The 14,222-nt window shown below is 42.3% G+C and carries 9 protein-coding genes and 1 pseudogene; 9 read left to right on the top strand and 1 reads right to left on the bottom strand.

Going from position 1 to position 14,222, the window contains the following annotated elements; all coding sequences use genetic code 11:
* Nucleotides 1-347 (bottom strand): annotated as a pseudogene (locus AB4180_RS11575) (hypothetical protein); the annotation flags it as partial.
* Nucleotides 348-554: 207 nt separating this feature from the next.
* Between AB4180_RS11575 and AB4180_RS11570 the strand changes: the two are divergent.
* From AB4180_RS11570 to AB4180_RS11530, 9 genes are all read left to right on the top strand, one after another.
* Entirely contained in the window at nucleotides 555-701 is a 147-nt protein-coding gene (locus AB4180_RS11570) for a hypothetical protein (protein WP_157936320.1), read from the top strand.
* Nucleotides 702-924: 223 nt separating this feature from the next.
* Nucleotides 925-1,710, top strand: coding sequence for a TetR/AcrR family transcriptional regulator (locus AB4180_RS11565; RefSeq protein WP_009847004.1), 786 nt, complete (start codon nucleotides 925-927; stop codon nucleotides 1,708-1,710).
* Between the two features lie 120 nt (nucleotides 1,711-1,830).
* Entirely contained in the window at nucleotides 1,831-4,347 is a 2,517-nt protein-coding gene (locus AB4180_RS11560) for an RND family transporter (RefSeq protein WP_102249805.1), read from the top strand.
* 44 nt (nucleotides 4,348-4,391) lie between these two features.
* Nucleotides 4,392-5,213, top strand: coding sequence for an outer membrane lipoprotein-sorting protein (locus AB4180_RS11555; RefSeq protein WP_102249806.1), 822 nt, complete (start codon nucleotides 4,392-4,394; stop codon nucleotides 5,211-5,213).
* Nucleotides 5,214-5,222: 9 nt separating this feature from the next.
* Nucleotides 5,223-6,455 (top strand): hypothetical protein, encoded by a 1,233-nt coding sequence (locus AB4180_RS11550; RefSeq protein WP_102249807.1) that lies wholly within the window; start codon nucleotides 5,223-5,225, stop codon nucleotides 6,453-6,455.
* Between the two features lie 387 nt (nucleotides 6,456-6,842).
* Entirely contained in the window at nucleotides 6,843-7,826 is a 984-nt protein-coding gene (gene pheS, locus AB4180_RS11545) for a phenylalanine--tRNA ligase subunit alpha (RefSeq protein ID WP_004734764.1), read from the top strand.
* A gap of 18 nt (nucleotides 7,827-7,844) precedes the next feature.
* Nucleotides 7,845-10,250, top strand: a complete 2,406-nt coding sequence (gene pheT, locus AB4180_RS11540; protein ID WP_054543214.1) for a phenylalanine--tRNA ligase subunit beta — start codon at nucleotides 7,845-7,847, stop codon at nucleotides 10,248-10,250.
* Nucleotides 10,251-10,533: 283 nt separating this feature from the next.
* Nucleotides 10,534-13,461 carry an AAA family ATPase gene (locus AB4180_RS11535; protein ID WP_102249808.1) on the top strand — a complete coding sequence of 976 codons (2,928 nt, stop codon included), beginning with the start codon at nucleotides 10,534-10,536 and terminating at the stop codon, nucleotides 13,459-13,461.
* The gene (locus AB4180_RS11530; protein ID WP_102249809.1) at nucleotides 13,454-14,206 is read left to right on the top strand and encodes a hypothetical protein; all 753 of its coding nucleotides are present in this window, start codon (nucleotides 13,454-13,456) and stop codon (nucleotides 14,204-14,206) included. Before AB4180_RS11535 ends, AB4180_RS11530 begins: the two co-directional genes overlap by 8 nt.
* The last annotated feature ends 16 nt before the right edge of the window (nucleotides 14,207-14,222 follow it).

Genomic DNA, 14,222 nt, shown 5'->3' with positions numbered 1-14,222 from the left:
GCAGGTGCAGGTGCAGGTGCCGTAGAGTAGACAGGAATACTGTTGGTCGGTTGAACCTCAACGTGCGCCGTAGCTTGCTCTTGCTCAATGAGCATTTTGAAAACGTGAATCTCTTTTTGATCTCGATAATCTACTTTTATCTTATCGAGAAAACCTTGGTCGACTAAACACTTAAGGCAGTCGGCTAAACCAAACGTAGAGAGAGCACAAAGTTGACCTGCTGTTTGTAAGCACACATTGGTGTAGCCGAATTCGTCAGCACCGTCTGCAAGCATCAATAAAACAAGCTTTTCTGCTGGGCTAGAAGTATTCACTTGCCAAGCTAAATAAGAATATTTGGCGCTCAATATCGTGTTCTCAAAAAAGGTAAGTCGTTGTCACTATTGTAAGTCACCCCTTACCTAATTTATAGCAACTTAGTAGAAAACGGCATTAGTAAGCCAAATATTAACCATAAGGAGAGGTCTGCACCAAAAAGTGAACCTGAACTCACTCATTCTCGTGGTTTACGTACCCCTCCATTCGGCTCGAATAGCTGACTGTCCTAAACCATCATGCTCTATTTAGATGAAGACAGCGTAATGGGCTTGTATTGGTTTCGCCAAACTAAGGCGCTTCTTGCTGTGTCGGTTATTGATCTTATGTTGGTTACTGATGCTATGCCAGTTAATGACGGCAGGCTGGTGAGTAACGCGATGTGATTATTGATGGTTTTCTCATCTATTCATAAAGTGAATTTAATTTTATGAAACACCTTGATATGATCAATATTTGCGCTATTATGACGATAAGTCAGAAATGACGAAGCGTCACAAAATGGTTAACTACATGAATTTACTATTCGTGTTAATATATTGGATAGGAGCGTTTTAAATACTGGCGAAGCTTAGATGATAGCTAAGCTCAAATACGGACTGAGAAATTATGTTTGGCTTTGGTTGTAAAGGCGATAAACAAGGTATCTTTGGTTGCAAAGGCGTGTTGTCTAAAAAGCAGCAGTCTATAGCAGACCGAGAAGTAGAATTGATGTTGTTAGCAAAAGATCTGGTTCGAGAACAAGGGTTCGGAAACCTCACGATGGATAGGCTAACGGCAGCAAGTTCTTATTCTAAAGGTACGATATACAATCACTTTTGCAGCAAAGAAGACGTGGTTTTAGCCTTGTGTATTCACTCTTTAAAGACCGAGGCATTGATGTTTGCTCGTTCTGGAGAGTTTGAAGGCAACACACGTGAAAAGATTGTCGCACTGCACGTTGCTTACCGAATCTATGCTCGCATGGAACCGGTACTATCAACCTGTGCGATCATGGCGAAAAGCCCGTGGGTACTAGAGAAAGCGTCTAGTGCACGTGTAACCGAGATGAATGAACTGGAAGAGTTGGTGATTGAACAAGCCGATTCAATGGTAAACCGAGCAGTAGAAGCCGGTGACCTTAAGTTCTCTTCTGGTGTGGGTTCAGATGCCATCGTGTTTGCTAACTGGTCAATCGCATTTGGTTCAAATGCCTTGTCTCAGAACGCATCAAACAGTCATTGTATCAAGCGGTTACAAGACCCGTATTCAGTATTACATAACGCGAACATGCTACTAGACGGCCTAAATTGGCAGCCCCTTTCTAGCGATTGGGATTACCGCAAAACCTGGCGCCGTGTAGAACAAGAACTGTTCAGTGAAGAAGTCGCTTACCTAGAGTCAGTAGGTCGATAATCTTCCATTAAGCCCACTCGTGTGGGTTTATTAATAACCATTAGTGACGATTCGTCATAAACTTGAGTTTGCCTAGTGTGGTTTTGGTTTTCTTGAGTATATGACTAAGAATTGTGTCTTTTGTCAGCTTCGGCTGGCTTTTTAAGACACAACTATGACGAATCGTCACAAATGGAGACTGTGATGGAACATGACAGCCAGAAGCCCGCTTTCGATCACCAAAATCGAGATAACCGTAATGTCGATAGCGTAAACGGGGATCTAAATAACAGTTGGCACTCAATACCGACCAAGCGTTCGTTTATCGTTTTGCTAGTGGTTTTTTCAATCATTATTCTCACTGCATTAGGGGCAAAGAACCTCTACTTTAGAGGGGACTACAACATCTTCTTCGAAGGCACCAACAAACAGTTGATGGCGTTCGACGAAATCCAAACCACCTTTGCAAAAACCGACAACCTTGCGATTGTTGTCGCACCTGAAGATGGCAATGTCTTCACCCCAGAAACTCTTACCCTAATTCAAAACCTCACGGTCGATGCGTGGCAAATCCCGTACTCAAGCCGTGTCGATTCGCTTGCCAATTATCAGCATACCGAAGCCATTGAAGATGACCTCTTGGTGGAAGACTTGCTGTACGAAGAATATGAGCACACACCAGAGCGAATCGCCAAAGTAAAACAGATCGCGCTCAACGAACCACTGCTCAAGAACGCATTGGTGTCGGCCTCTGGTGATGTGACGATTGTTAACGTCACCGTGCAATTGCCCGAAGTGGATAAAACTGCTGAAGTGCAAGAAGTGATCGCGGCCATCAACACCATGATTGGTAAGTACCAAGCCGATTATCCGAATGTCGAATTCCATAAAGCGGGCATCATTGCCATGAACAACGCGTTTATGATGTCGGCCCAAGAAGACAGCTCAACGCTCGTGCCGTTAATGCTGTTGGTGGTGTTGGTGTTCCTCACCTTTATGTTGCGCTCGTTCTTTAGTGTGGTGGCTACCTTAGTTGTGATTATCTCCTCGATTGTCGCGACCATGGGTTTGTCTGGCTGGGCAGGGATGTTCCTCAGCACCGCAACGGTTAACGTTCCAACCTTAGTGTTAACTCTTGCCGTTGCCGATTGTGTTCACGTGATTGTGACCATGAGACAAGCGATGCAGCGCGGGATGGAGAAAGCACAAGCCATTCAATACAGCATCAAGCTTAATGCGATGCCGATCTTAATTACTTCGGTGACCACCGCGATTGGTTTCTTGATGATGAACATGTCGGACTCTCCCGTATTACGAGACTTCGGTAACTTGTCGGCATTGGGCGTGATCATCGCGTGTTTCCTCTCTGTGACCATGCTTCCTGCGCTGTTAAAACTGTTGCCAGTTAAGAGCTTGCCAGCAAATCCATTGGCGGCAGATAAAGTGACCTTCATGGATAAGCTCGGCGATTTTGTCGTTGCTAACCGTAAAGCACTGCTGCCTATTTCTACTCTTGTGATTGTTGGCGCTGCCGCGTTAATTCCACTCAACAAAGTGAATGATGAATCGGTGAAGTATTTCGATACCTCAAGTGAGTTCAGACAAGCCGCCGATTTCATGGAAGAGACCGTAAGCGGCATGACCACCATCAGCATCGCAGTCAAAACCAACGAATCTCAAGCGATTGCCGATCCTGTGTTCTTACAAGCGATTGGTGACTTTACTGATTGGCTACGCGTACAACCAGAAACCGACCACGTGGCCACGCTTTCCGATGTTTACATGCGTTTGAATAAGAACATGCATGGCGATGACGACAGTTACTACCAACTGCCACTTAACCGTGAACTCGCCGCGCAATACTTACTGCTTTACGAAATGTCTCTGCCATACGGTTTGGACTTGAACAACCAAATCAACGTCGATAAATCATCGATCAAAATGGTGCTGACGGTGGACAACCTAGGCAGTGTGGAATTGGTTGAACTCGAAGAGCGCATCTACTCATGGTTTGCGGCTAATGCACCTCAGTATGAAGTGGTCGCATCGAGCCCATCACTGATGTTTGCTCACATTGGCGAAACCAACATGGCGAGCATGCTATCAACTCTGCCTATTACCTTAGTGCTTATCTCTGGCTTGATGATCTTCGCACTGCGCTCGGTTCGCTTAGGCATCATCAGCCTAGTGCCAAACATTGCCCCGGCAATTATCGGCTTTGGTTTATGGGCGCTGATCTCTGGTGAAATCAACCTAGGTTTGTCAGTCGTGGTCACGCTCACACTGGGTATCGTTGTCGATGATGCAGTGCACTTTTTGAGTAAATACCAACGCGCCAGAATGGAAGGGAAATCAGCAGAAGAAGCCGTTCGTTACGCCTTCCACACTGTTGGCCGCGCACTGTGGATCACCACGGTCGTGCTTGTGGCTGGTTTCTCTGTACTGGCGATGTCGAGCTTTAGACTCAATTCCGACATGGGCTTACTCAGTGCGATTGTGATTTTCATTGCGCTAGTAGTCGACTTCATCTTGTTACCGAGCTTACTGATGATCTTCGACAAACAGACTCACTATGCAGATAAACCTCAGCACGAATCAAAGCCTGACACCAAGCCACAGCCTAGCTCGACTGGCGAACTGTCTACTTCGACTAAATAAGGAATCGTCAGCCTGCTGCGGTGGGCTGACTCAAGGAGAAATTTATGAAAAGCGCTAAACAATCATTCGTTACCACATTACTTTCCGTCAGCTCATTAACCGTCGGCACGTTAACAGTAGGCGCATTCGCGGCTTTCCCTGCATTAGCAGACCCTGCGAAAGGCCTAGAAATTGCCGAGCAACGCAAAGCCGTGGATATGGGGTGGGGCGATTCTGTCGCGACCATGGAGATGCTACTTCGCAACAAACAGGGCGAAAGCAGCTCACGTCTAATGCGATTGAAGTCGTTAGAAGTGGATGACGATGGCGACAAAGGGCTGACCATTTTTGATGAGCCACGTGACGTAAAAGGCACGGCTTTCTTAAACCATTCACACATCTCTAAATCGGATGACCAATGGTTGTATTTACCTGCTCTTAAACGTGTAAAGCGCATCTCTTCACGCAACAAATCGGGCCCGTTTATGGGCAGTGAATTTTCTTACGAAGACTTAAGCTCGTTTGAGCTAGAAAAGTACACCTTCAACTACATTGAAGACGCCAAAATAGAAGGTGTCGATACCTTTGTTTTAGAGCAAGTACCGACCGACAAAAACTCTGGCTACACCATGCAGAAAGTATGGCTAGACCAACAATATTACCGCCCCGTTCAGGTTGAGTTTTACGACCGTAAAGGCGCATTACTAAAAACCCTGTCATTCCAAGACTATAAACAATACCTAAACCAATACTGGCGCGCGCACACTATGTCGATGCAAAACCACCAAACAGGCAAGAGCACGGTACTAACCACGACAGATTTAGCGTTCCAGACCGGTCTTAAGGACAAAGATTTCCAGAAAAACACACTCAAACGTGCAAAGTAAGGCAAGAATATGAAAAGGATTGTGTTAACAGGAACGCAGTTATCTTTAACCTTGGCGGCGACAGTTGGGCTAATGCAAGTGTCGTTGCCATGTGTTGCGGCAGGCTTTAGCTCTGAGTTCGTAGAACAGGTCACCCCTGAGCTAGCAGGGCAGGTTAACCTTGAACACAGGCAGTTCTTTAGCGACGGCTTGCAAGGGCAAGATAAAGGACAAAGCTCACTGGTGTTACAACCAGAGTTTTATTGGGAACAACAAGAGGGCAACGGCAGCTTTACCTTCACGCCGTTTTATCGCCTAGACAGTGAAGATGATGAGCGAACCCATGGCGACGTTCGAGAAGCTCTGTACCTCACGTATTGGGATGATTACGAACTGCGCGCAGGTGTTGGGAAGGTGTTTTGGGGCGTGACCGAATCGGCGCACTTGGTGGATGTGGTAAACCAAACCGATGCCATTGAATCGGTCGATGTTGAATCTAAGTTGGGTCAGCCCATGGTGCACTTCACCTCGATTAAAGACTGGGGAACCATCGATGCCATGTTATTGCCGTATTTTCGTGAGCGTACCTTCGCAGGGGAAGATGGTCGATTAAGGCCGACTGTACCTGTATCGGACGATGCGCTATACGAATCTTCGAGAGAAGAAAAGCACGCTGATGTCGCGCTGCGCTATAGCCAAATGTACGGTGATTGGGATGTCGGTTTAAGCTACTTAGGCGGCACAAATCGCGACCCTTATTACCGTGTAGAGGGCAATCAGCTCAAGCCGTATTACGCGCAAATGCAGCACTTCGGACTCGATGTGCAAGGCATTATTGGTGACTGGTTATGGAAGCTGGAAAGTATTTATCGCGACAGTTACGACAACCACACAGGCGTGGCGACAGGCTTTGAATACACATGGGTTGGGGCGCTTGAATCCTATTGGGACATCGGCTTCATCGCGGAATACTTGTATGACAGCAGAGGTAACAATGCCCAAACCATCGGCCAAAACGATGTGTTCCTCGGGGCTCGCTTCGCCTTGAATGATGAAGACGGCACCGAAGTGCTTACAGGCATTACTCAAGACTTAGATAACAGCGATGTCTACAGTGCAAAGCTGGAAGCATCAAGCCGAATCAATAACAATCTCAAGTGGCGATTGAACGCTTGGTTGTTTGAGAACGAAACCCCAGAAGACTTGTTGTTCTTCGCTCGCAAGGATGATTTTGTTGAGGTAGCGTTGGAGTACTATTTCTAAATATTCGCTATTTTGATTCGCTATCTATTTTGCAAACCGATCTCATCAGAAAACCAAGGAGCGATGGCTTCAAACCTCGCTCTTTGGTTTCCTTCCTCAGTCCCACTCTCCATATCCATCTCTTGTGAACATCACGGCCTCAGCTAAGGTTCGCCGAATGTAATCAAACTGTCTCACTTGGTGACGTTTATGTATCCGTTTCTCTTTGATTTTGCTGATTTGAATGAATTTCTGATTCCTAACGTTAAATTTGCCGTGTTTTTAGTCAATAACTTGCTCTTTTAACGATTCAATTTGGCATTGGTTGCGTGTTTGATTACTATGTGTAGCTATCTAAAAAAACTAATCATCCGATACGGACACTACCAACTGGTAGATGAGGAAATGATGCAACATCTAGAAGAGATCATTGCTAATGCAACGACTGCTATTGATACAGCAGATTCGTTAGTCGCACTTGATGAAGTGCGAGTTCAGTATTTAGGTAAGAAGGGTGAACTAACTCTTCAACTACAAAGCCTAGGTAAACTTCCACCTGAAGAGCGTCGCACTGCTGGTCAAGAGATCAACAAAGCGAAAGGTGCTGTTCAACAAGCGATCGCAGCTCGCAAAGACGCACTACAACGTGCAGAGCTTGAAGCGAAACTAGCTGAAGAAACTATCGATGTGAGCCTACCTGGTCGTCGCATTGAGAACGGTGGTCTTCACCCAGTTACTCGCACAGTTGAGCGTATCGAACAGTTCTTTGGTGAGCTTGGCTTTAGCACTGAGTCTGGCCCTGAGATCGAAGATGCATTCCACAACTTTGATGCACTAAACATCGCAGACGATCACCCAGCTCGTACTGATCACGATACTTTCTTCTTCAACCCTGATCTAATGCTACGTACGCACACTTCTGGTGTTCAAATCCGTACGATGGAAAACGGCAAACCGCCATTCCGCTTCATTGCTCCGGGTCGTGTTTACCGTAACGACTACGATCAAACTCACACGCCAATGTTCCACCAAGTGGAAGGTATGTTAGTTGATGAGAACGTAAACTTCGCACAACTTAAAGGTATTCTTAACGATTTCCTTTGTAACTTCTTTGAAGAAGAAGTTGAAGTGCGTTTCCGTCCTTCATTCTTCCCGTTCACAGAGCCTTCAGCTGAAGTTGACGTGAAACGTAAAGATGGCAAATGGCTAGAAGTTCTAGGCTGTGGCATGGTTCACCCTAACGTACTTCGCTCTGTTGGCATCGACCCTGAGAAATACTCTGGTTTTGCATTCGGTATGGGTGTAGAGCGTCTAACGATGCTTCGTTACGGCGTAAATGACCTTCGTGCGTTCTTCGAGAACGACCTTCGTTTCCTTAAACAATTCAAGTAATCCGGGGCAGTCAAAACTATGAAATTCAGTGAATCTTGGCTACGCGAGTGGGTTAAACCTGCAATTAACAGCGAAGAGCTAGCTCACCAAATCACTATGGCTGGTTTGGAAGTTGACGATGTAGAACCTGTTGCGGGTGTTTTCACCGGCGTTAAAGTAGGTAAAGTGGTTGAGTGCGGTCAGCACCCAGACGCAGACAAACTACAAGTTACAAAGATCGACATTGGTGAAGAAGAGCTTTTAGACATCGTATGTGGTGCATCTAACTGTCGTCTTGGCCTAACTGTAGCAGTAGCAACAGTTGGTGCAGTACTTCCTGGTGACTTCAAAATCAAGAAAGCAAAACTACGTGGCGTTCCATCGCACGGCATGCTTTGTTCTTTCTCTGAGCTAGGTATCGACGTAGAGTCTGACGGTATCCTTGAGCTGCCAGAAGGCACAACACTAGGTATGGACGTACGTGAGCTTCTTGAGCTTAACGACGTAACTATCGACGTAGACCTAACAGCAAACCGCGCAGACTGCTTCAGCATCCGTGGCCTTGCTCGTGAAGTTGGCGTACTAAACCGCGCAGACGTTACAGAGCCAACAGTTGAAGCTGTTGCTACAAGCATTGAAGACACAGTATCTGTTGAAATCAAAGCAACTGATGCTTGTCCACGTTACCTTGGCCGTGTGGTTAAGAACGTAAACGTGAAAGCGGAATCTCCAATCTGGATGCAAGAAAAACTGCGTCGTTGTGGTATCCGTTCAATCGACCCAGTTGTAGACATCACAAACTACGTGATGTTAGAGCAAGGCCAACCAATGCACGCATTTGATCTTGCTAAGATCGAAGGCGGTATCGTGGTTCGTCTAGCAGAGCAGGGCGAAAAGCTAACACTTCTAGATGGCAACGAAGCTGAACTAAACAGCAACACACTTGTTATCGCTGACCAAAACAAAGCACTAGCAATCGCTGGTATCTTTGGCGGTCAAGATTCTGGTGTTACTACTGAAACAACTGACGTTCTTCTTGAAGCGGCATTCTTCGCACCGGATCACATCCGTGGTCGCGCACGTGCTTACGGCCTTCATACTGATTCTTCTCTACGTTTCGAACGTGGTGTTGATTCAACACTTCAAGCAGCAGCAATGGAGCGTGCAACACAGCTTCTAGTTGAAATCTGTGGTGGTGAAGTTGCGCCAGTAAACGGCAGCGAATCTGAAGCTGATCTTCCTAAAGCAAACGTAGTTGCTCTACGTCGCGCTAAGCTAGACAGCCTACTAGGTCACGAAATCCCATCTACAGACGTAGTGGAAATTCTTACTCGCCTAGGTTGTGAAGTTACTGTTGTTGAAGAGAGCGAGAGCACTGAAGCTGGTTGGACGGCAACGTCTCCATCTTGGCGTTTTGATATCGCAATCGAGCAAGACCTAATTGAAGAAGTAGGTCGTATCTACGGTTACGATAACATTCCAAACCAAGCGCCTAAAGCGGCACTTAAAATGAATGACCACAAAGAAGCTAACCAACCGCTTAAGCGCGTTCGTGACCTTCTTGTAGACCGTGGCTACCACGAAGCAATCACATACAGCTTCGTAGAACCAGAACAGCAAAAACTTGTTGTACCTGGTGTTGAGCCGCTAATCCTGCCATTCCCAATCTCTGCGGACATGTCAGCAATGCGTCTTGGCCTAATCCAAGGTCTTCTAAACACAGTTGTTCACAACCAGAAGCGTCAACAGTCTCGTGTTCGTCTATTCGAATCAGGCCTACGTTTCATCCCTGAAGCAACAGCTGAAAACGGCATGCGCCAAGAAATGATGCTTGCGGGCGTTATCTCTGGTACTCGTGGCGAAGAGCACTGGGACATTGCAACTAACACTGTAGATTTCTTCGATCTTAAAGGTGACCTAGAAGCCGTTCTTGAGCTTTCTGCAAACGAAATCGCATACAGTTTCAAATCTGCTAAGCACCCAGCACTTCACCCAGGTCAAACTGCGGCTATCGTAGTAGACGGCAAAGAAGTGGGTATCATTGGTACTGTTCACCCAGAACTAGAGCGTAAGTTTGGTCTTAACGGCCGCACTATCGTATTCGAAATCGAATGGGCAGCTATCAACACTCGCGTGCTTCCAGAAGCAGTAGCTGTATCTAAGTTCCCTGCAAACCGTCGTGATATCGCAGTAGTTGTTGACGAAGCAGTAGCTTCTGGCGACATCGTTGAAGCGTGTATCGCTGCTGGTGGCGAATTCCTAACAGGCGCTAAACTGTTCGACGTATACGTTGGTCAAGGCGTTGAAGAAGGTAAGAAGAGCCTAGCAATCGCACTTAGCCTACAGTCTGTAGAGCGCACACTTGAAGATGCAGACATCGCTGGTTCAGTAGATGCTATCGTAGCTTCAATTTCAGAGAAATTCGGCGCAGCACTTCGCGACTAATCTCTTCTGATAGATAGAAAAATCAAAGGCCTCGCATTGCGAGGCCTTTTTGTTTAGGTTTTATTGATAAAAGTGGCGAAATCATAACTGGAAAGAATTGTGTTAGTAACAGGGTAAATGTAATAAAAGGCAAGACTTGACCCCAGTGGTTTATCTTTCGAGTAAGAACTATTTTATTTTTTAGTTAATGCTAGGAACATAAAAGTAATAGTTAACAAAAATATATACAATAGGCATAATATGCCATATATCAAAATTATAACTTTAAGAATCAGAGGTTAGGGTGCGCGATTTCAAAACGATACAAACTCTTATGGGTGATCTCCCCGACGATATTACAAAAGCTTACCTGATTGGTAGCACTGGGGCAGGAAAAAGCTCACTTGTGCAACATATACTGGGTACCACAGAAGTCAACTTCCCTACAACCACACAACGTAGAACTACTGTAGCACCAACTGAATATGTAATTAATAGAAATTTGCATTATAAAAGTACTATCTTGCTAAAGAAAAAAGAAGATCTATTATTCGCAATCGAAGATTTGATTTTTGAAGCTATAAAAAAATCCTTAGATCCAAACTCTAGCTTGAGTGATATAAGCTATGAGTTTGAACAGTCGCCTGATGAAAGATTTAAATTAAAACATATAGTATCTGATAAAGTAATTGAAGCTCAGGCATCCATTTTAATATCTAAATTAAAGCCTTTATCACTGGACATCAATGATGATGATTTATTAGAAAATTCAAAGGTTATAAACATCATTGAAGCCATAAAAAATAACTTTCTTTATGAAATTGAATCTAACTTCCATAAAGCATGCCCTGATGTTGGTGATCTTTTTGATCAAGAAATCATTGAAATTAGTGGTATTCATAATAAAAATGACTTCATTTCTAAAAATAAAGAGTTACTCAAGAACGATTTCGGCTCTATTTCAGCATTAGTAGAATACATCAGGATTGAGGGCGACTTAATATCTGAAAATTTTGATAAGAACTTGAACTGCGTCCTGATTGATGGCGAAGGTATTGGTCATTCATATAGTGAAAAACGCGATACATTATCAACTAGGCATTATGACTACTTTGATTTCTGCAACCATATAATTCTAATAGGTGACGCTGAAGAAGCTTTTGCTACTGGAGGACAAAGTGTAATCGAAAGCATATGCTTGAATGGTTATCAGGATAAATTTCAACTTGTATTTTCAAAAACTGACAAACTAGATAATACAGATATCAACGGCTATATTAGAAGAAATCTACATAATTTATCCTCCGCACTCAGTAAACAAAGTATAGATTTTAACATTGAGAACAAAGATACGTTTAAGTTTGGGGAGCTAAATAAAAAAGAATTTAATTCACACACAAAGGGACAAATACGAAAACTATTAGACGCTATCAATAGTAAAAGAGAAAGAAAGATTATTGATCTAGAGTATGATTATTCAAAATTTTATTCTACTATACGAAATGATGAATTTCATGAGGAATTTATTGAACGATTGAATAATGAACACTGGGCTGTTTTAAAAGCATTCAGCAAGCGGTTAATTTGGCTCAATTTTGAATATCGCCACCTAAAACCATTAAGTTGGGTTCTCACGTTTATCATGAGAGACATTAATCTATTTTTGATTAAAAATAACTTGGTTTCTGAAATATATGATTCTCAAAATAAAATAAAAAGGAACTTTTCTAAAAATCTTCGAATTTATATATATAATGAACTAATAGTTAAAAAGTCGCATTTATGGCAGCAAGCATATGAGATGGAAGGACGCGGTTCCCATCAGGATAGAAAAGAATTCATATATAAAAATATAATTTCCAAATTTCTACCTAGTGAAAATAGTACCGAATTTGAAAGCTTCAGAGAAAAATTAAAACAATTACTAATTATTTCAGGGGCATTAGAAATGAAAGAACCTATTCGAACAACTATTAGTAAAATATCCATTACTAACATTTTTGGTCAGAGAGATATAGTATGGAATCTCCAAGAGGATATTAACTTATTAGTTGGTAAAAATGGTACAGGTAAAAGCACTGTATTAAACTTGCTTAGTGCTTGTATATCTAATGATAAAGATATTCTTGAGTACTACCATTATCCATATGTAGAAATAACAATTAAGAAAGAGTACGAACATGGGGAAAATATAGAACAAGTTCTCAAGCCTAATACACCATCTTTAGATTTAAACCCTATCATAGTCGCATCACCTAGTGATCTCAGTAGGTTCTCCAATAGAAATGAGGTTTTAACTCTAGATACTGTTATTGAAAGCTTAACTAATAAATTTAGTAAATATCAACGAAATATTAATCAGATCATATCTAATAAAACCGAAGACCTACAAATAAAACGTAATAGTATACTCGAAAATATTTCTGATAGTACTCCGGAGTCTTTGTTAGAGTTTAAGGATTTAACAGTCGAAATTAATAGAATTAAAGAAGATGAATCAAAGTTATTGCATCAATTTAAAGAAATAATGGATGATTACTTTAAAGATACTGATAAAAAAATTATAATTGATGATGAAAACGAAGCTTTAGTAATTGAGTTGTCATCTCGAGATAATAAAAGAATAAATTTAAATCAACTTTCTTCTGGTGAAAAGCAACTGTTAATTATATTTCTTAATGTAATTATAAACTCAGGAAAGTCTTCCATTTTAATAATGGATGAGCCAGAGTCCTCTTTACATGTTGAATGGCAGTCATCATTCATAGACAGTGTAAAGGAATTAAATCCAAAAATGCAAATAGTATCAACAACTCACAACCCGCTAATTTTATTGAATCGAAATGAAAATGAAATTGGAGTTATTGATCAAAATAGTATTAATATTGATACAAGTAAATCCGGAACAAAATTTTTAGACATCTCTTCAATACTTATTGAACACTTTAATTTGTCCTCACTAATTGGAAGTGATATGAAGGGAGTGATTAAAGAATACTCATCTCTACAACTAATTGACCAACCCAATGAGGATGAAATAAAACGTATTGGTGAAATAAAGTGTATTCTTGACAACAGTTTTACAAGTGAAGTTCTTTACAATAGGAATTATTACAAGTTTCTAAAGTTTCTAAGAGATAATAAGGGAATTGACTTTAATAAGTTTGAAAGAATTGAATCAAACGAAATGGATGAGTTTCTTTCTGAGTTTGGAGACTTATTCAATGATTAGCATGGTCGAACTATATAGTCACGGTGACTATGCTGATACATTGACTACATTCAATTCTTCGACGGATGAACGCCGATGGTCTATTTTTACGCCCGTACATTTAAAGGTAACTAGGGGGAAATGCCCTATCTGTGAATGCCTCTTAGATGGAAGCGTAACCAGAGCAAGTAATAATAGTGCTAGCATTACGATTAAGGCCACAATGGATCATTATAGACCTAAGAAATCCACACTGTATCCATTCCTCGCCTATGACCATAAAAATTATATTGTAATGTGTGCAGACTGTAACAACTTATACAAGGGATGTGAGTTTCCATTGCACCCACCCACGGTTCGTGGGGTTTGTCAACAAACAATTGATCAAGAACAACCGCTCATTGTCAACCCTTTGACAGACCAATTAGATGACTTATTTGATATTCAGTTAATTAATTCATTAAGCGGGCGAAAATTATTGGAATTAACGCCAAAACACAGTACCGGTTATAAATATGAAAAGGCTTTGAAGACTATAGAAATGTTTGGGATAGGCCATTACGATACGTTTTCTCATAATAATACTCACGCAAAATCTTTACGGCTTGAAATATTATCTAGCCATTACCAGAAATTTAATAAATTTATTAAAGCACTAAATAATGGTGATAAGAAAGAAGCTTTATTGGAGTACAAAAATAACAGCCTTTCAGAATATGGGTTTTCTGAAATTATTAAGAAAAAACAGTTTTCTGATCATACATAAATAACCAACTGCTCAC

The sequence above is a fragment of the Vibrio sp. 10N.286.49.C3 genome (assembly GCF_041469545.1).
GTDB lineage: Bacteria > Pseudomonadota > Gammaproteobacteria > Enterobacterales > Vibrionaceae > Vibrio > Vibrio tasmaniensis_A.
This window is presented reverse-complemented; position numbering and strand designations above follow the sequence as displayed.